This window comes from Ancylobacter sp. VNQ12 (assembly GCF_049445835.1).
Lineage (GTDB): Bacteria > Pseudomonadota > Alphaproteobacteria > Rhizobiales > Xanthobacteraceae > Ancylobacter.
Window position 1 is genome coordinate 165,854 of record NZ_JBMSDU010000004.1, and the last position, 17,170, is coordinate 183,023.

At 67.0% G+C, this 17,170-nt stretch carries 17 protein-coding genes; 10 read left to right on the forward strand and 7 right to left on the reverse strand.

All coding sequences use genetic code 11. The features are described from left to right. Positions 1-28 precede the first annotated feature (28 nt). The 5 genes from lptG to rsmA all read left to right on the forward strand — a co-directional run bounded on the left by lptG (position 29) and on the right by rsmA (position 6,732). The gene (gene lptG / locus ACO2RV_RS08600) at positions 29-1,114 is read left to right on the forward strand and encodes an LPS export ABC transporter permease LptG (RefSeq protein WP_423291856.1); all 1,086 of its coding nucleotides are present in this window, start codon (positions 29-31) and stop codon (positions 1,112-1,114) included. Then, positions 1,111-3,585, forward strand: coding sequence for an LPS-assembly protein LptD (locus ACO2RV_RS08605; RefSeq protein ID WP_423291858.1), 2,475 nt, complete (start codon positions 1,111-1,113; stop codon positions 3,583-3,585). The genes lptG and ACO2RV_RS08605 overlap by 4 nt, the downstream gene beginning before the upstream one ends. A gap of 153 nt (positions 3,586-3,738) precedes the next feature. Continuing rightward, positions 3,739-4,731: a SurA N-terminal domain-containing protein gene (locus ACO2RV_RS08610; protein WP_423291860.1), complete on the forward strand. Its 993-nt coding sequence runs from the start codon at positions 3,739-3,741 to the stop codon at positions 4,729-4,731. 30 nt (positions 4,732-4,761) lie between these two features. Continuing rightward, positions 4,762-5,835, forward strand: a complete 1,074-nt coding sequence (gene pdxA, locus ACO2RV_RS08615; RefSeq protein ID WP_423291862.1) for a 4-hydroxythreonine-4-phosphate dehydrogenase PdxA — start codon at positions 4,762-4,764, stop codon at positions 5,833-5,835. A 24-nt stretch (positions 5,836-5,859) separates the two neighbouring features. Continuing rightward, positions 5,860-6,732 (forward strand): 16S rRNA (adenine(1518)-N(6)/adenine(1519)-N(6))-dimethyltransferase RsmA, encoded by an 873-nt coding sequence (gene rsmA / locus ACO2RV_RS08620; RefSeq protein ID WP_423291864.1) that lies wholly within the window; start codon positions 5,860-5,862, stop codon positions 6,730-6,732. Here rsmA and gmk read toward each other — a convergent pair. The 7 genes from gmk to fabD all read right to left on the reverse strand — a co-directional run bounded on the left by gmk (position 6,722) and on the right by fabD (position 13,304). After that, the gene (gmk, locus tag ACO2RV_RS08625) at positions 6,722-7,342 is read right to left on the reverse strand and encodes a guanylate kinase (RefSeq protein WP_423291866.1); all 621 of its coding nucleotides are present in this window, start codon (positions 7,340-7,342) and stop codon (positions 6,722-6,724) included. The genes rsmA and gmk overlap by 11 nt on opposite strands. A gap of 40 nt (positions 7,343-7,382) precedes the next feature. After that, entirely contained in the window at positions 7,383-8,270 is an 888-nt protein-coding gene (locus tag ACO2RV_RS08630) for a YicC/YloC family endoribonuclease (RefSeq protein WP_423291868.1), read from the reverse strand. Between the two features lie 99 nt (positions 8,271-8,369). Beyond that, positions 8,370-9,572 (reverse strand): endolytic transglycosylase MltG, encoded by a 1,203-nt coding sequence (gene mltG, locus ACO2RV_RS08635; protein WP_423291870.1) that lies wholly within the window; start codon positions 9,570-9,572, stop codon positions 8,370-8,372. Positions 9,573-9,778: 206 nt separating this feature from the next. After that, positions 9,779-11,041: a beta-ketoacyl-ACP synthase II gene (gene fabF / locus ACO2RV_RS08640; RefSeq protein ID WP_423291872.1), complete on the reverse strand. Its 1,263-nt coding sequence runs from the start codon at positions 11,039-11,041 to the stop codon at positions 9,779-9,781. A gap of 87 nt (positions 11,042-11,128) precedes the next feature. Further along, entirely contained in the window at positions 11,129-11,365 is a 237-nt protein-coding gene (locus ACO2RV_RS08645) for an acyl carrier protein (protein WP_423291874.1), read from the reverse strand. A gap of 232 nt (positions 11,366-11,597) precedes the next feature. Next, on the reverse strand, positions 11,598-12,335 hold the full coding sequence (fabG, locus tag ACO2RV_RS08650; RefSeq protein ID WP_423291876.1) for a 3-oxoacyl-[acyl-carrier-protein] reductase: 738 nt from the start codon (positions 12,333-12,335) through the stop codon (positions 11,598-11,600). Between the two features lie 18 nt (positions 12,336-12,353). Next, positions 12,354-13,304 (reverse strand): ACP S-malonyltransferase, encoded by a 951-nt coding sequence (gene fabD / locus ACO2RV_RS08655; protein WP_423291878.1) that lies wholly within the window; start codon positions 13,302-13,304, stop codon positions 12,354-12,356. A gap of 138 nt (positions 13,305-13,442) precedes the next feature. On the opposite strand from fabD, the gene ACO2RV_RS08660 reads away from it, so the two are divergent. The 5 genes from ACO2RV_RS08660 (at position 13,443) to rplI (ending at position 16,999) form a co-directional block, all read left to right on the forward strand. Continuing rightward, positions 13,443-14,288 (forward strand): GGDEF domain-containing protein, encoded by an 846-nt coding sequence (locus tag ACO2RV_RS08660; RefSeq protein ID WP_423291880.1) that lies wholly within the window; start codon positions 13,443-13,445, stop codon positions 14,286-14,288. A 226-nt stretch (positions 14,289-14,514) separates the two neighbouring features. Further along, positions 14,515-15,000, forward strand: a complete 486-nt coding sequence (gene rpsF, locus ACO2RV_RS08665) for a 30S ribosomal protein S6 (RefSeq protein WP_423291882.1) — start codon at positions 14,515-14,517, stop codon at positions 14,998-15,000. Next, positions 15,000-15,269: a 30S ribosomal protein S18 gene (gene rpsR / locus ACO2RV_RS08670; RefSeq protein ID WP_423291884.1), complete on the forward strand. Its 270-nt coding sequence runs from the start codon at positions 15,000-15,002 to the stop codon at positions 15,267-15,269. The genes rpsF and rpsR overlap by 1 nt, the downstream gene beginning before the upstream one ends. A 176-nt stretch (positions 15,270-15,445) precedes the next feature. After that, entirely contained in the window at positions 15,446-16,393 is a 948-nt protein-coding gene (locus ACO2RV_RS08675; RefSeq protein WP_423291886.1) for a DUF2232 domain-containing protein, read from the forward strand. A 33-nt stretch (positions 16,394-16,426) separates the two neighbouring features. Further along, a complete protein-coding gene (gene rplI / locus ACO2RV_RS08680; protein WP_423291888.1) occupies positions 16,427-16,999 on the forward strand; it encodes a 50S ribosomal protein L9 in 573 nt (190 codons plus the stop codon). The last annotated feature ends 171 nt before the right edge of the window (positions 17,000-17,170 follow it).

Here is a 17,170-nt window from a genome sequence, read left to right on the forward strand (position 1 = left end):
TGAAGCGTTCGCTCTGGGGAGAATCGACGTGATCGGGCGCACACTCGGAGTCTATTTCGGGCGGCGCTTCATCACGTCGGTCCTTGGCATCTTCGTGGGCTGCGCCTTCCTCATCATGCTGATCGACTTCCTCGAGATGTCGCGGCGCGTGGGCGAGCGGGACGTGGATTCGCTGACCCTGCTGCTGCTGATCTTCTATCGAGTGCCATTCTTCACCGAGCAGTTGCTGCCCTTCGCCGTGCTGTTCGGGGCGATCGGGACCTTCCTGACGCTGTCGCGCCGGCTCGAGCTCGTCGTCGCGCGCGCCGCGGGCATCTCAGCGTGGCAGTTCATCGCGCCGGCCTGTCTTCTCGCGATGCTGCTCGGCGTGTTGTCCACAACTGTCTACGACCCGCTGTCGGCCGACTTCAAGGAGCGGGCAAACCGCATCGAGGCGGAGATCTTCAACCGCCAGACCGGCCTGTTCGCCTCGACGATTGGCGGCTTCTGGATACGCCAGCAGAGCGTGGACGGTCAGGCCGTGATACAGGCAGCCGCCAAGGCCAATGGCGGCCGCGAGCTGTCTGGCGTTAACGTTTTCTTATTTGGGGACGATGGCAAGCTGATCGAACGCATCGAAGCGCGCAGCGCGACTCTCGAGGAGGGAGCGTGGCGGCTGAATGATGTGCGGGTCTTAACCCCGGAAACAGGTTTGCAGGCGTACGATACCTACATGGTCGCAACGAATCTCACCCCGAATCAGATCGAAGACACGCTACAAGGGGATACCGTCTCCTTCTGGCATCTTCCGGCCGCCATCGAGGCGGCAGGCCGGGTCGGGTTCGGCGCGGAGCGTTATCGTCTGCAATATCAGAGCCTGCTCGCCCGCCCCGTGCTCCTGCTGGCCATGGTGCTCATCGCCGCGTCGGTCAGCCTCAGGGTTTTCCGCTTCGGCGGGATCGGGCAGACGATTCTCGGTGGCGTGGCCGCCGGCTTTCTGCTTTATGTTTTCACCAAGCTCGCCGAAGACCTCGGCGAGGCCGGGATTGTGCATCCCATTATCGCAGCGTGGTTTCCAGCAGTCGTTGGAGCATTGATGGGCGTTCTCATCCTGCTTCACCGGGAGGACGGATGAAGGTCGGCGGCGTCATGGCCGGCCAGGCGGAAACGGTAATCGGACGGCACAAGCGCCGTCTGGGTATCTCCGCTTGTTGGCTGTTCTTTACGGTGGTTTCGGGCACGTTGGGGGTGTTGTCTCCGGCGACGCAGGCCCTTGCGCAGGAGCAGGCGACTTCGTCTGCGGCGGCGCGGGAGATGCTTGCGCAGCGTCAGGTCGACCCCAACGCCAAGATGCTGGTGACAGCGGACGAGCTTGTCTATGATGACAGGCGCAACGAGGTCATTGCCGATGGCAATGTCCAGATCTATTACGACGGCGCCGTGCTCGAGGCGAAGCGCGTGGTCTATGACCGCGCCAACAACCGCCTGCGCGCCGAGGGCGGAGTCCGCCTGAAGGACAAGGACGGCAAGATCATCGCGGCCGACAGCCTCGACCTGTCGCAGCAGTTCACCGACGGCTTCGTGAACTCGCTCCGCATCGACACGCCGGACAACATGCATTTCGCCGCGGCCCGCGCCGACCGTTCGGGCGGCGACACCACCGTGCTCACCAGCGGCGCCTACACGCCTTGCGAACCTTGTAAGACGAATCCGGAAAAGCCCCCGCTTTGGCAGATCAAGGCTGCCCGGATCATCCACAAGGAAAGCGAGCAGATGATCTATTTCGAGAACGCGCGGCTGGAATTCCTCGGCGTTCCGATCGCCTGGGCTCCCTACATGTCCGCTCCCGATCCGTCGGTGAAGCGCAAGTCGGGCTTCCTGTTCCCGGAATTCGTCAATTCGACCGAGATCGGCTACGGCGCGACTGTTCCCTATTTCTGGAACATCGCGCCTAACATGGATCTCACCTTCTCGCCGCTGTTCGTCTCGAAGCAGGGCGTCATGCTCGACGGCGAGTTCCGCCATCGGCTCGACACCGGCATCTATTCGATCCGCGCCGCCGGCATCGATCAGCAGGACAAGGACGAGTTCATCGGCCAGGACGGCTATCGCGACCAGCGCGGCCTGGTCGAAAGCCACGGCCTCTTCAACATCAACGAGCAGTGGTACTGGGGCTGGGACGGCTGGCTCACCTCGGACCAGACCTTCCTGACCGACTATAACCTGGTCGACAAGAACAAGAAGGAAGTCGTCTCGCAGATCTTCCTCGTCGGTCAGGGCGACCGCAGCTATTTCGACGCCCGCGCCCAGTACTTCATGGGCCTGACCACCTACGACATCCAGGACCAGCAGCCGGTCATCCATCCGGTGATCGACTACAGCAAGACGCTCGGCAACTCCGTCTTCGGCGGCGAGTTCAGCTACGACTTCAACCTCACCAGCCTCACCCGCCAGCAGATGGACCTGCGCGCCACCTCGGCGGACTACGCGGTGCCCGCCGGCAGCGAGGGCCCCTCGAATGGCTGCGATCTCGAAAAGCTCAGCGCCGACCCCGCCGTGGCGCGGCAGGAATGCCTGATGCGAGGCATGGCCGGCACCTACACCCGCCTGTCGGGCGTGGCGAACTGGCGCAAGACCATGATCGACGAGATCGGCCAGTCTTGGACGCCCTTCGCCAATGTGCAGGTCGACGTCGCCTCGGTTCAGCCCGAGGCCGAGGACTATCCCTGGCTGCCGGGCGAGGACCAGCAGCTCATTCGCGCCATGCCCGCCATCGGCCTCGAATACCGCTACCCCTTCATCTCGGTGCAGAGCTGGGGCACGCAGACCATCGAGCCGATCGCCCAGATCATCGTGCGTCCGGACGAGACCGACATCGGCGAGTTCCCGAACGAAGACGCGCAAAGCCTGATCTTCGACGACACCAACTTGTTCGAGATCAACAAGTACTCGGGCTATGACCGCGTCGAAGGCGGCACCCGCGGCAATGTCGGCATTCAGTACACCGCCAAGATTCAGGGCGTCGGCCAGGTCAACGCGCTGTTCGGGCAGTCCTACCAGCTGGCCGGCCAGAATTCCTACGCCTATGAGGACATGGCCAATACGGGTGCCGACTCCGGCCTTGAGGACGACGTCTCCGACTATGTCGCCCGCCTCTATTACGCGCCGAGCCAGACCTTCGCGCTGATCAACCGCTTCCGCTTCGACAAGGACGACTGGTCGGTCGAGCGTTACGAGTTCGAGGGCCGGGCGACGTGGAAGCAGCTGAGCGTGTCGGCGACCTACGGCCTCTACACCGCCCAACCCGAGCTCGGCTATTACGAGGACCGCGAGGGCGTCCTCGGCAGGGGCGAGTACAAGATCAACGACAACTGGAAGCTCTCGGCTGCCGCCCGCTACAACATCCAGCAGAGCGAAATCGACTACACCCTGTTCGGCGTGTCCTATGCGGACGAGTGCTTCGGGCTGGCGCTCACCTATCGCTCGGACTACACGGAGAGCATCGACCGCGAACGCGTCGACACAGTGCTGGTGACCATCAGCCTGCGTACGCTGGGTTCGGCCGGCTTCTCTTCGGAGGTTGGCTCGACGGCAACTTCGGACTGACCCTGCGGCGTGGCTGACGAACGAAGCCACGCCCGGCGTCGTATTGACGCCACAAGCACTCATCAAAAGTGCCGGGTTCGTCGGTTCTGCCGCGACGCATAGGTATCGCCCCGGCACTTCGACGGCTGTGGCGAGGGGAGGATGAGGCGCGACATGCTTACGACCGCCAGCGAACGACCTGCGACACCGTCCTGTGACGGGGCGATCCGGCGTCTCGCCCGGCGCCTGCTCGCACCGGCACTTGTGGCCGCGACGCTCGCCTTGCCTGCCATTGTCCTGCCGGTCACGCCTGCCGCCGCCCAGCAGATTCTGGTGATGGTGCAGGGCCAGCCGATCACCAGCTTCGATGTCGCCCAGCGTATAAAGCTGGTGCAGCTCACCGAGCGCCGTTCCCTCAACCAGAAGCAGGCGCTGGACGAACTGATCGACGAGCGGCTCAAGATCTTCACCGCGGAGCGCTACGGCATCAAGGCCGATGACGACGAGGTGAACAAGATGTTTGCCCAGATGGCCAGCCGTAACGGCCGCACGGTCGAGCAGCTCACGGCGGGGCTCACCCAGCAGGGGCTCACACCCGCTGCCCTGAAGCAGAAGATGCGCGCCGACTTCGTGTGGAACTCCTATGTGCGCGGGCGCTTCTCGTCCGCCACGACCGTGCGTGATTCCGACATCTTCGCCGCGCTGGAAACCAAGGGCGAGGACCTCACCAAGGCCCAGCGTACGACCGAGTACACCGTGCGGCAGATCGTCCTCGTGGTCTCGCGCACCGCCCCGGATTCCTCGCGCGCCCAGCGCCTCGCCGAAGCCAACGCGCTGCGCAAGAATTTCACGGACTGCGAAACCGGCGTCGCCACCGCGCGCGGAATGCGCGAGACCGTGGTCCGCGAGCCGGTGATCCGCACCTCGGCGGATATGAGCGCGCCGGTGCGCAAGATCATGGATGAGATTCCGGTGGGCCAGACCACGGCCCCCGAAGTCACCCGCGCCGGCATCGAGATGGTCGCCATCTGCGCGCGACGCGAGGTCGTGGGCGAGAGCGCCCAGAAAAAGGAAGTCCGCAGCGAATTGCAGAGCAAGCAATTCGACGATTTGTCGAAGCGCCTGCTGCAGGATGCCCGTCGCACGGCTATGATCCAGTACCGCTGAGACGGCCCTTCACCCTGCTTCGAGACTGCGATGTCCCCCTCCCGCGTGCCGCCGTCGTCCCTGTCCGCCTTGGCGCTGTCGCTGGGCGAGCCGGCCGGGATAGGCCCGGACATCGCGCTGCTCGCCTGGGAGAACCGGATCGAGCTCGACCTGCCGGCATTCTTCATCACCGGCGATCCTGAGCTACTGACGGCGCGGGCCGCGCGGCTCGGCGTACCGGCGGTGATCCGCGAATGCGTGCCGGAAGACGCGGTGCGCCTGTTCGCCGATGTCGTTCCGGTGGTGCCGGCCGGTCCGCGGGTGACCGCCGAACCCGGCGTGCCGGACACCAGCAGCGGCCCGGCCGCCAAGGCGGCGATCGACACCGCCGTACGGCTCGTGCAGGCCGGGCGGGCGGCCGCCGTCGTCACCAACCCGATCGCCAAGGCGGTGCTCTACGCCGACGGCTTCGCCTTTCCCGGCCACACCGAATATCTCGCCCATCTCGCCGGCGATCCGCCGCCGCGGCCAGTGATGATGATCTGGTCGCCGGAGCTCGCGGTCATTCCTGCCACGATCCACATCCCCGTCGCCGATATCTCCCGGCGGCTCACCCGCGAGCTTCTGGTCGAGACCGGCCGCATCGCTGCCCACGACCTCCGCGAGCGCTTCGGCATCGCGCACCCACGCCTCGCCTTTTGCGGGCTCAACCCGCATGCGGGCGAACAGGGCACCATCGGGCGCGAGGATGAGGAGATCACTCGTCCCGCCATCGAGGCGCTGCGCCATGAGGGCATCGACGCGCGCGGCCCCTTCCCCGCCGACACGCTGTTCCACGCCAAGGCGCGGGCCGGCTATGACGTGGTGATCGGCGCCTATCACGACCAGGTGCTGGCGCCGGTGAAGACGCTAGCCTTCGACCGCGCGGTCAATGTCACGCTCGGCCTGCCTTTCGTGCGCACCTCGCCCGACCACGGCACCGCCTTTGACATTGCCGGCACCGGCCGGGCCGATCCCTCCAGCCTCGTCGAGGCGCTTCGTCTGGCCCGCCGGCTGGCCGATGTGGACGCGCGCAATCGCGCCGCCGCCGAGCCCGAGCTCGCCATTGCCGGCCGGCTGGCGTGAGCGGCCAGCCATGAGCGGCCAACCATGAGCGCCATCGACGATCTTCCCCCGCTGCGCGAGGTCATCCGCGACCACGGCCTGTCGGCGCTGAAATCGCTCGGCCAGAACTTCCTGCTCGACCTCAACCTGACCTCGAAGATCGCCCGCACCGCCGGTCGGCTCGACGGTGTGACGGTGGTCGAGGTCGGTCCCGGCCCCGGCGGCCTCACCCGCGCCATTCTGGCGCTCGGCCCGGAGAAGGTGGTCGCCATCGAGCGCGACGTCCGCTGCATCGCTGCGCTGGCCGAGGTGGCGGCGCATTATCCGGGTAAGCTGGAGGTCATCGAGGGCGACGCGCTGGAAGCGGACTACCGGGCACTGGTGCCCGCCGGCGGCCGCGCTGCCGTCATCGCCAACCTGCCCTACAATGTCGCGACGCCGCTGCTGATCGGCTGGCTCTCCACCGATCCGTGGCCGCCCTGGTATGAAAGCCTGACGCTGATGTTCCAGCGCGAGGTGGCCGAGCGCATCGTCGCAGCGCCGGGCACGGCGCATTACGGGCGCCTTGCCATCCTCACCGGCTGGCGGGCCGTCGCCCGCATCGCCTTCGACGTGCCGGCCTCCGCCTTCGTGCCGCCGCCCAAGGTCGTCTCCTCGGTGGTGCACCTCGTGCCGCGCACCATTCCCCTGCCCTGCGCGCTCAAGGCGCTGGAGCGGGTGACGGAAGCCGCCTTCGGCCAGCGCCGCAAGATGCTGCGCCAGAGCCTGAAGAGCCTCGGCGTCGATACCACGGCGCTGCTGGAGGCCGCCGGCATCGAGCCGACGGAGCGCGCCGAGCAGGTGCCGGTGGAAGGCTTCGTGGCGCTGGCAAACCACTGGGTCGCCATGCGCGCGGCGGGCGCGCCCGTCAGTCGGTGAGCGTCGCCAGTTCCTCGTCGAGCCGCTCGATAACGGGCGCAAGCCCGACCTGCCGCTCGCGGCGCAGCCGCTCGGCCAGCAAGATGTTGCGCAGATTGGCGAAGGTGCTGTTCAGGTCTTCATTGACCAGCACGTAATTGTAATCCTGCCAGTGGGCGATCTCGGTGCGCGCGTTCTTCAGCCGCTTCTCGATGACGCCGGAAGCGTCCTCGGCGCGCCGCTCCAGCCGCATCTTCAGCTCGGCTGCGGAAGGCGGCAGGATGAACACCCCGACGATATCCTCGCGCATCTTGGAATAGAGCTGCTCAGCGCCCTGATAGTCGATGTCGAACAGGACGTCGCGGCCGGCCGCCAGAGCGGCCTCCACCGGCTCGCGCGGCGTGCCGTAGAAATTGCCGTGCACCTCGGCATGTTCCAGCAGGTCGCCGGCGTCGCGCAGGCGCTCGAAGCGCTCGCGCGCATGGAAATGGTAGTGCACCCCCTCCACTTCGCTCGGACGACGCTCACGGGTCGTCACCGAGACGGAAAGATAGATGTCGGGGTTCTGCTCCAGCAGCAGGCGCGCCAGCGTCGATTTTCCCGCGCCCGAAGGCGAAGACAGAATCAGCATCAGGCCTCGGCGGGCAACGTGGGAGTGCTTCATGCGCGCCTCACTCGATGTTCTGGACCTGCTCGCGGAACTGCTCCACGAGCCCCTTCAGCTCAAGACCGATGGCGGTCAGCGACACGTCGTTCGCCTTGGAGCACAGCGTGTTGGTCTCGCGGTTGAACTCCTGAGCCAGGAAGTCGAGCTTGCGCCCGACCGCACCGCCCTCGCCCAGCATGGCGCGCGCCGCTGCGACATGGGCGACCAGACGGTCCAGCTCCTCGCGCACATCGACCTTGGAGGCCAGCATCAGCGCTTCCTGGTGCAGCCGGTCGGGATCGAAATTCGCGCCGGTGTCCATAAGCACGCGGATCTGCTCAGCCAGCTTGCCGCGGATCGCGTCGGGCTGCCGCGTCGGGTTGGCCTCCGCCTGCGCGGTCAGCGCGGCTATGCCGTCGAGCCGCTCGTTGAGCACCAGGCCGAGCGCCGCGCCTTCCTGCGCGCGCATGGCGACGAGATCGCCCAGCGCCGCCTCGAATCCGGCGGTCACTGCGTGTTCGACCGCGCGGCGCTCGTCCTCGCTGTCCTCCGATTCGGCGACTTCCAGCACGCCCTTGAGGTTGAGCAAGCCCTCCAGCCGCACCGGCGGGGCGTCGAGATCGGCCGCCACCTTGCGCACGGACAGCGCGATGGCGCGCAGCACATCCTCGTTGACGCGCACGCTCACCGCCGCGTCAGCGCGGGTCATGGAGAGATTGGCGTTGACGTTGCCACGCCCCAGCACGCGCGAAGCGATCTGCTTGAGGCCCGCTTCCAGCCCTTCCCAGCCCGCCGGCAGGCGCAGGCGCACGTCGAGCCCCTTGCCGTTCACCGACTTGATTTCCCAGGCCCAGCTCCACGCACCCGCGCTTCCCTGGGTGCGGGCAAAGCCCGTCATACTGGCAAGCGCCATGCTGTCTCCCCTGCCGCCCCTTGCCGCGACCTCGGCGGCGGCCGGAACATAACGGCGGGGAGCCTCCCCCTCAAGCGGGCATCGCCGGATGCGGCCGGATCAGTCGATGCCCGGGGTCGCGCCGGTGTTGCCGGCGGTGCCAGCGGGAAGGCGCGAAGGGTCGATCTTCTGGTCGCGCTCCGTCTGCCGCCAGCGGGCGACGTTCTTGTTGTGCTGGTCCAGCGTTTCGGCGAAGGCGTGCCCGCCTGTACCGTCGGCGACGAAATACAGGTCGCGTGTCTTGGCGGGATTGGCGGTCGCCTCCAACGAGGCCTTGCCGGGATTGCCGATGGGGCCGGGCGGCAGCGCCGCGATCGTGTAGGTGTTGAACGGCGTCGGCGTGGTGATGTCGGCGCGGGTGATCGGCCGGTCGAGCCGCCCCTTGCCACGCACCAACCCATAGATGATCGTCGGGTCGGACTGCAGCTTCATCTTCTTGTTGAGGCGGTTGACGAACACCGCCGCCACCTGCGGCCGCTCCTCGGCGACGCCGGTTTCCTTCTCCACGATGGAGGCGAGGATCACCAGCTCCTCGGGTGATTTCAGCGGCAGGCTCGGGTCGCGCTTGGCCCAGATCTCCTTCAGCGCCGCATCCTGCGTGCGCGCCATGCGGCGCAGCACATCCTCGCGCGACGTCCCGCGCGTCACCTTGTAGGTGTCCGGCATCAGGCTGCCTTCGCGCGGCACCTGACGGATCGAGCCCGAAAGCTCCTCCACCTCCAGCAGCCGCTGGACGATCTGGTCGCTGGTCAGCCCTTCCGGGATGGTGACGTTGTATTCGATCACCTTGCCGGAGACGAGCGTGTCGAGCACCTGGCGGATCGAGGCATGCTCGGCGAACTCGTACTCACCGGCCTTGAGCTTGCCGGAGGAGCGCGTACCCACGGCGGCGCCGATGAACACCCATTTGTCGGTTATGACGCCGCGCTTCACCAGGAGGTCGGCAATGTCGATCAGTCCGGATTCGCTGGAGATGATCATCGCCGTGTCCTGCGCCAACGGGCCGGGCGCGTCGTAGCGCTTCTTGCCCAGCCACAGCGCGCCGCCGCCGAGAATGATGGCGGCCAGCAGAAGCGTGAACACCGCGCTGCCGGCAACTACCAGCGGATGGCCGGCACGCTTTGAGGCCCGGCGGTTGCGCGCGGGCTTGGCCGGAGGCGGCACCGGGGTCGTCGCCGTCGTCTGCGCCGCCGGCGTCGTCTCGGCGGGAGCCGGGTTCTCGGCGGGCGTGGGCGTCACCCCCGGGGGAGTCTCGTCGGTCATCGGGTGCCTCGCCTGGAGCAGGTTGCGCAGAATCGGCTGATTCCGTCCGAGCCGAAAGGGCTCTGGCGTCCGCAGTCCGCGCAACGCACAGGCAGACTACCCCCAAATATGGCGAAAGCGGGAATCCAGACACGACAAAGGGCGGGTTTACACCCGCCCTTTCAGGGTCGAGAGCGGTCGCGACCGCCCCGTCGAGCCGGGAGCCCTCAGTTCATGTAGCGCTTGAACACCAGCGAGGCATTGGTGCCGCCGAAGCCGAAGGAATTCGACAGCGCGTAGTCGATGTTGCGCGCGCGCGGCGTGTGCGGAACGAGGTCGAGCGGCGTCTCGACCGAGGGATTATCGAGGTTCAGCGTCGGCGGCGCGATCTGGTCGCGGATTGCCAGCAGCGAGAAGATCGCCTCCACCGCGCCGGCCGCGCCGAGCAGATGGCCGATCGCCGACTTGGTCGAGGACATCGACGCCGTCGCCGCCGCATTACCCAGCAGGCGCTGCACCGCGCCGAGCTCGATCTCGTCGGCCATGGTCGAGGTGCCGTGGGCGTTGATGTAGTCGACCTCGGACGCAGAAATGCCCGCCCGCTTCAGCGCCGCCTGCATGCTGCGGAAGGCGCCGTCGCCGTCCTCCGAAGGCGCGGTGATATGGTAGGCGTCGCCCGACAGGCCGTAGCCGATGATCTCGCCATAGATCTTGGCGCCGCGCGCCAGCGCATGGCCGAGTTCCTCGACCACCACCACGCCGGCACCCTCGCCCATCACGAAGCCGTCGCGGTCCCGGTCATAGGGGCGCGACGCCTTTTCGGGCGTGTCGTTGTAGCCGGTCGACAGCGCGCGGCAGGCGGCGAAGCCCGCCAGCGCGAGGCGGTTGATCGGCGATTCGGTGCCGCCGGCTACCATCACGTCGGCATCGCCGAAAGCCACGAGGCGCGCGGCGTCGCCGATCGCATGAGCACCGGTCGAGCAGGCGGTGACGACCGCATGATTCGGCCCCTTGAGGCCGTGCTCGATCGACACATAGCCGCCGGCGAGGTTGATCAGGCGACCGGGAATGAAGAAGGGGGACACACGGCGGGGGCCACGTTCCTGCAGGACCAGGCTGGTCTCGGCGATGCCCTGCAGGCCGCCGATGCCGGAACCGATCATGACGCCGGTAGCGCACTGGTCCTCATAGGTCGAAGGGTGCCAGTCCGCGTCGTTCAGCGCCTGGGTGGCGGCGGCCATCGCATAGACGATGAACTCGTCGACCTTGCGCTGCTCCTTCGGCTCCATCCACTGGTCGGGATTGAAGGTTCCGTCGGTGCCGTCGCCGCGCGGAATCTGGCAGGCGATCTTGGCCGGCAGGTCGGAGACATCGAAATTCTCGACCCGGTTGGCACCGCTCTGGCCGGCAAGCAGCCGCTTCCAGGTGACGTCAACGCCGCAGCCAAGCGGCGTCACCATGCCGAGGCCGGTAACGACAACACGCCTCATCCGATATCTCCGGAGAACTTCATGGCAGATAGCGCCATGGCAGGTAGCGCTGCGACGGCTCGGCCGCCGCAGCGTCGAAACGCGCTATCAGGCCGCGTTCTTTTCCAGGAACTTGATCGCGTCGCCGACGGTCAGGATCGTCTCGGCGGCGTCGTCGGGAATTTCCACGTTGAAGGCTTCTTCGAAAGCCATGACCAGCTCGACCGTATCGAGGCTGTCGGCGCCGAGATCGTCGATGAAGCTGGCACCATCGGTGACCTTTTCGGCCTCAACGCCAAGGTGCTCGGCTACGATCTTCTTCACGCGCTCGGCAATATCGCTCATCGGTTCACCCTCGTCCGAATATCCGGAGGTTGCTAATTGTTCCATTTGGCCCCCCTCCGCATCACAGTGCGGTTGGAAGGTCTGTTTCCTGCCCCGAGTTACAGGAACTGCCCGAGCGGCTGCCTCTCTTCGGCAGCGCCCGACCCTGTGAGCCGAGGCGGTCGTTAGCACACTTCATCCGGCAAAACCAGCGCCCACGGGGGCGCCGGAACCGCCGGTTTCCGCAGCTTTATCAGATCATGGCCATTCCGCCATTCACATGCAGAGTCTGGCCGGTAACGTACGCCGCCTCGTTCGAGGCGAGGTAGACGGCGGCCGCGGCGATATCCTCCGGCGTGCCGAGACGCGCGGCCGGAACGGCGCCGAGAATCATCTGCCGCTGCTTCTCGTTGAGGACATCCGTCATCGGCGTGGCGATGAAGCCGGGCGCGATACAGTTCACGGTGACGCCGCGCGCCGCGACTTCCTTGGCCAGCGACTTGGACATGCCGATCATGCCGGCCTTGGCGGCGGCATAGTTTCCCTGGCCGGCATTGCCGGTGACGCCGACGACCGAGGTGATGCCGATGATGCGGCCGGTGCGCCGGCGCATCATGGAGCGGGCGGCGGCGCGGGTCAGGCGGAAGCCCGCCGTCAGGTTCACGGCGATGACGGCGTCCCACATCTCGTCGGTGAGGCGCACGAACAGGCCGTCCTTGGTGATGCCGGCATTGTTCACGAGGATGTCGATCTCGCCCATGGCCTCTTCAGCCTGCGGGACGAGCGCCTCGACCTGCTCGGTATTCGAGAGGTCGCAGGGCAGCACATGGGTGCGCTCGCCGAGTTCGGCGGCCAGCGCCTCCAGCACCTCGCGGCGCGTGCCGGAAAGCGCAACGGTCGCCCCCTGCGCGTGCAGCGCCTTGGCGATGGCCCCGCCGATGCCGCCGGTGGCGCCGGTCACGAGGGCGGTCTTGCCTGTCAGATCGAACACGGGAATCTCCTGAAACAGTCAGGCCGTCGCGGGGGCGGCGGCGAAGGCCGCGACGTCCTCGGGCGTACCGACATTGGCGGAGGCCACCTGACGCGCGATGCGCTTGGTTAGGCCGGAGAGCACCTTTCCGGTACCGATCTCGACGAGCCGGGTCACGCCCTGCTCCGCCATGAAGGCAACGGATTCGCGCCAGCGCACAGTGCTGGTGACCTGCTTCACCAGCAGGGCACGAATTTCATTGGGGTCGGTCACCGGCGCGGCGGTGACGTTGGCGACCAGCGGCACCTTCGGCGCGTGCACCGCGACCTTGGTCAGCGCCTCGCGCATCGCGTCGGCGGCGGACGCGATCAGGCTGCAATGGAACGGCGCGGAGACCGTCAGCAGGATGGCGCGCGAGGCGCCCTCGCGCTTGGCGATCTCGCAGGCGCGCTCCACCGCGGCGGCGTGGCCGGAGACCACGACCTGGCCGGGCGCGTTGTCGTTGGCGACCTCGCAAACCTCGCCTTGGGCCGCTTCGGCGGCGACGGCGGCCACCTTGTCGAAATCGAGCCCGAGTATGGCCGCCATGGCGCCGGTGCCGACCGGGGTCGCCGCCTGCATGGCGGTGCCGCGCAGCCGCAGCAGGCGGGCGGTATCCGCCAGGGAGAGGCTGCCCGCCGCTGCCAGCGCCGAATATTCGCCCAGCGAATGCCCCGCGACAAAGGCGGCGTCGCGGGCGAGATTCACGCCGGCCTCGGCCTCCAGCACGCGCAGCGCGGCGAGCGAGGCTGCCATGAGCGCGGGCTGGGTGTTGGCAGTCAGCGTCAGCGTCTCGATCGGCCCATCCCACATGACGGCCGAAAGCTTCTCGCCGAGCGCCTCGTCCACTTCCTCGAAGACCTCGCGGGCAACGGCGAAGTTATCGGCGAGGGCTCTGCCCATGCCGACAGCCTGACTGCCCTGACCGGGGAAAACGAAGGCGCTGCTCATGACGTAACGAAACCTGATACATTGAGAATTGGCGGGCGCAGGAACACCGCCCCGCGCCGCGTGTCAAGCCGCAACGGCGCGAGCAACCAAGCGGGCGTCACGTTCTTAACGCCTATCGCCCCTCTGGATCGTCATCGAATGAGTTTCGTGATTCTGTTCAGCGACCTGATCGCGCTCGGTCTCGTCTCTGTGGCCTCCTTCCACGCCGTATATCTGGCACGCATCGCCCCCAAGGTCCGGCTGCGCCGCGCGTGGCTTGCCATGGTCGGGCTGCTGATCGTCGTGCTGGGGCTCGGCACCTATAGCACCGTCCACCGCCTCCTCTCCCACGTCGTCGATGCCGCGGTCATAGTCGATGCCACCGTCAACCTGCTCGGCGCCGCCATCATCTTCGCCGCCATCCTGCTGTCCCGCCTCACCGCCGACGATGTTCTCAAGGTCGCCGAGTTGGAACGTGCCGCCTACACCGACAAGCTGACCGGCCTGCCCAATCGCCGCAGCTTCGACGGCGCCTTCCCGGATCAGGTCGAGATCGCCCGGCGCCGCAACCAGCCGCTCGTGCTCATCATGCTCGACATCGATCGCTTCAAGCGCGTCAACGACGAGAACGGCCATGAATGGGGCGACAGGGTGCTGGCCCACCTGGGAAAGCTGCTCGCAGCCCACAAGCGCAAGGGCGACACCGTCTTCCGCATCGGCGGGGAGGAATTCGCCATCCTCGCGCCGCATACGCAGGTCGCGCAGGGACGGGCGACGGCAGAACGGCTGCGCCTGGTGATCGAAAGCTCCCCGCTCGCCAGCGACAACCGGCAGACGGCGATCACCGTCAGTTTCGGCGTCGCCGCGCTTCGCTGCGAGGACGACGGCCCCTCGCTGGCCAACCGCGCCGATGAGGCGCTCTACCTGGCCAAGCGCACGGGTCGTAACCGCGTGTGCACGGAAGACGACCTCACCCTGCCGGCAGAAGCCTCGTCGAGCCCTTGATTTTCCGGCCATTCCCGGTATAAGCCCGCGCACTGTCAGTCCCGGCCGGGGGCTGAACGGACGGCTGCGCTTTGGCATTTTTGCGAAAGGCGCGGCAGGCAATCCACGGATTTCCGCCGTCCCGTGTCCCCGCCTTCGAGATTGTTCGAGCCTTTCCCGGGCTCGAAGGGCTCGGCGTCGGGAGGGCGGTCCGCAATCGTGCGGAATCAATGGAAAGGTACGAGACATGGCTCTTTATGAGCACGTGTTCCTCGCGCGCCAGGATGTTACGGCGCAGCAGGTCGAGGAACTCACCGCCCGCTTCAAGGGCGTTATCGAGGCGAATGGCGGTTCGGTCACCAAGGTCGAATACTGGGGTGTGAAGACCCTCACCTATCGCATTCGCAAGAACCGCAAGGCCCACTTCTCCCTGCTCAACATCGACGCCCCGGCGGCGGCGGTTGCCGAGCTGGAGCGCCAGCAGCGCATTGACGAGGACGTGCTTCGCGTTCTCACCATCCGCGTCGAGGAGCTTGAGGAAGGCCAGTCGGTCATGCTGCAGAAGCGCGACCGTGACGACCGTGGCGAGCGCGGCTTCGGTGATCGTGGCTTCGGCGGCGACCGTGGCTTCGGCGGCGGTGGCCGCGGCTTCGGCGGCGACCGTGGGGATCGCGGTGATCGCGGCCCGCGCCGTGATCGTGAAGAGGCTCCGGCCAACGTGGAGACTGAGTGATGGCTTTCGGTGGCACCGGCGGTCCTTCCGCCAATACGTCGGGCGCGCGTCGTCCCTTCTTCCGTCGTCGCAAGACCTGCCCGTTCTCGGGCGCCAATGCGCCGAAGATCGACTACAAGGACGTTCGCCTGCTGCAGCGCTACATTTCCGAGCGCGGCAAGATCGTCCCCTCGCGCATCACGGCGGTCTCCGCCAAGAAGCAGCGTGAACTGGCCCAGGCCATCAAGCGCGCGCGCTTCCTCGGCCTGCTGCCCTTCGTGATCCGCTGATCGCGTGACACTCCCCATCCCGGCCCTGGCCGGGATGGTTCGACAAGCGCCCCGGCCTCGCGCCGGGGACGCCTCTACCGAATCATATTCCGACAGGCCCGCGGGTTCGCCCCACGGGTCTCGGCTGGGGTGGACACGGATCCACCTCTAACCGCTGGGAGCGGGACAGCTCGTCGATGGTACAGATCTGGCTCATAGCCTTCGGCGCCGGTGCGGCGTCGGCCCTTCTGGTGGCGACCGTTGCCACCGGCAGCGCTTTGGCTTTGCCGCTGTTCTACCTCGCCCCCCTGCCCGTTCTCATCGTCGGCCTCGGCTGGTCGCACGTGGCTGCCCTCGTCGCCGCATCCGCGGCGTCGGTCGCCATCGGCGTGTTCTTCGGCGTCGAGTTGCTGCTGGCCTATGTCGCCGGCGTCGGCCTGCCGGCCTATGTACTCGCCTACCTCGCCTTGATGGCGCGGCAGGAGACGGCCGACGGCCCGCTGGAATGGTTCCCGGTCGGGCGTATCCTGATCGCCGCCGCCATTCTCGGCTGCCTTGCCGTCACCGCCCTCATCCCGCTGGTGGCCGGCAACGTCGCCGACTACCAGGCGGCGCTGCGCACGCTGTTCCAGGCCATGCTGGTCGAGCATCCCGAGGCCGGCGGGGCGGACATGGAGCGCCTGATCGACCTGCTGGTGGCGGTCATGCCGCCGGCGGCGGCGGTCGTGACCATGCTGACGCAGATCGGCAATCTGTGGCTGGCCGCCCATGTCGCCCGCTTGTCGGGCCGGCTGGTGCGGCCCTGGCCGGACCTTGCGGCGATCTCGGTGCCGCGCGCGACGCTCGCGCTACTGGTCGGCGCCCTCGTCGGCGCCTCGCTCGCCGGTGACTTCATCGGCCTCGTCTGCGAACTGCTCGGGGCGACGCTGGTGATGGCGTTCGCCTTCCTCGGCCTCGCCACGATCCACTGGATCACCCGCGGCGCGGCCGGTCGCACGCTGGTCATCGCCACCGTGTGGATCGCCGCGCTGGCGCTGGGCTGGCCCTTTGCGGTGCTGGCCCTCCTCGGCATTGCCGACCTCGTGTTCGGCATTCGCACCCGCTTCCCGCGGCGCGGTCGCCCGCCCGCCGCCAACGACACCTGAACCCTTCGAATTGAACGATTAGGAGACCTGAACATGGAAGTCATTCTGCTGGAACGCGTGGCCAAGCTCGGCCAGATCGGTGAAATCGTCCGCGTCAAGGACGGTTTCGCCCGCAACTTTCTCCTGCCCGCCGGCAAGGCGCTGCGCGCCACCAAGGAGAACAAGACCCGCTTCGAATCGATGAAGGCCCAGCTCGAGGCCCGCAACCTCGAGCTCAAGAGCGAGGCGACCAAGGTCGGCGAGAAGCTCGCCGGCACCATCGTCGCGCTGGTGCGTCAGGCCGGCGAGACCGGCCAGCTCTACGGCTCCGTGTCGACCCGCGACATCGCCGAGGCCCTGACCGCCGCCGGCTTCTCGGTCGCGCGCAACCAGATCGTCCTCAACCACCCGATCAAGACCATCGGCGTGCACGACGTGCCGGTCAGCCTGCATCCGGAAGTCGAGGTCACGGTCCGCGCCAACGTTGCGCGCAGCGCCGAGGAAGCCGAGCGTCAGGCCCGCGGTGAAGACCTGACCGTCGCCCGCGACGAGGATGACGAGGAAGTGTTCGAGGAAGCCGCCGAGGAAATCGAGGCCGAAACCGACGCCGAAGCCGAGCAGGCCTGAGCGACTTACCTAACGGCATAGGTCAAAAGAAGAAGCCCGGTCGTTCGCGACCGGGCTTTTTTGCGTGCTTTTTCACTCTCGGGAAGATTGCGACACCGAAAATGTTGTGATGCAATGATGGGCATCCGCGAATACATGCCCAGCAGCTGGGCAGGCCGTCTCGGACCACCG

What these genes read in the sequence shown, in the direction of transcription:
- rpsR (WP_423291884.1), top strand. Translation starts at nt 15,000, where the DNA reads ATGGCTTTCGGTGGCACCGGCGGTCCTTCCGCCAATACGTCGGGCGCG.
- ACO2RV_RS08605 (WP_423291858.1), top strand. Translation starts at nt 1,111, where the DNA reads ATGAAGGTCGGCGGCGTCATGGCCGGCCAGGCGGAAACGGTAATCGGA.
- ACO2RV_RS08660 (WP_423291880.1), top strand. Translation starts at nt 13,443, where the DNA reads ATGAGTTTCGTGATTCTGTTCAGCGACCTGATCGCGCTCGGTCTCGTC.
- mltG (WP_423291870.1), bottom strand. Translation starts at nt 9,572, where the DNA reads ATGACCGACGAGACTCCCCCGGGGGTGACGCCCACGCCCGCCGAGAAC.
- rplI (WP_423291888.1), top strand. Translation starts at nt 16,427, where the DNA reads ATGGAAGTCATTCTGCTGGAACGCGTGGCCAAGCTCGGCCAGATCGGT.
- fabF (WP_423291872.1), bottom strand. Translation starts at nt 11,041, where the DNA reads ATGAGGCGTGTTGTCGTTACCGGCCTCGGCATGGTGACGCCGCTTGGC.
- rsmA (WP_423291864.1), top strand. Translation starts at nt 5,860, where the DNA reads ATGAGCGCCATCGACGATCTTCCCCCGCTGCGCGAGGTCATCCGCGAC.
- fabD (WP_423291878.1), bottom strand. Translation starts at nt 13,304, where the DNA reads ATGAGCAGCGCCTTCGTTTTCCCCGGTCAGGGCAGTCAGGCTGTCGGC.
- rpsF (WP_423291882.1), top strand. Translation starts at nt 14,515, where the DNA reads ATGGCTCTTTATGAGCACGTGTTCCTCGCGCGCCAGGATGTTACGGCG.
- gmk (WP_423291866.1), bottom strand. Translation starts at nt 7,342, where the DNA reads ATGCTGATTCTGTCTTCGCCTTCGGGCGCGGGAAAATCGACGCTGGCG.
- ACO2RV_RS08610 (WP_423291860.1), top strand. Translation starts at nt 3,739, where the DNA reads ATGCTTACGACCGCCAGCGAACGACCTGCGACACCGTCCTGTGACGGG.
- ACO2RV_RS08675 (WP_423291886.1), top strand. Translation starts at nt 15,446, where the DNA reads ATGGTACAGATCTGGCTCATAGCCTTCGGCGCCGGTGCGGCGTCGGCC.
- ACO2RV_RS08645 (WP_423291874.1), bottom strand. Translation starts at nt 11,365, where the DNA reads ATGAGCGATATTGCCGAGCGCGTGAAGAAGATCGTAGCCGAGCACCTT.
- pdxA (WP_423291862.1), top strand. Translation starts at nt 4,762, where the DNA reads ATGTCCCCCTCCCGCGTGCCGCCGTCGTCCCTGTCCGCCTTGGCGCTG.
- ACO2RV_RS08630 (WP_423291868.1), bottom strand. Translation starts at nt 8,270, where the DNA reads ATGGCGCTTGCCAGTATGACGGGCTTTGCCCGCACCCAGGGAAGCGCG.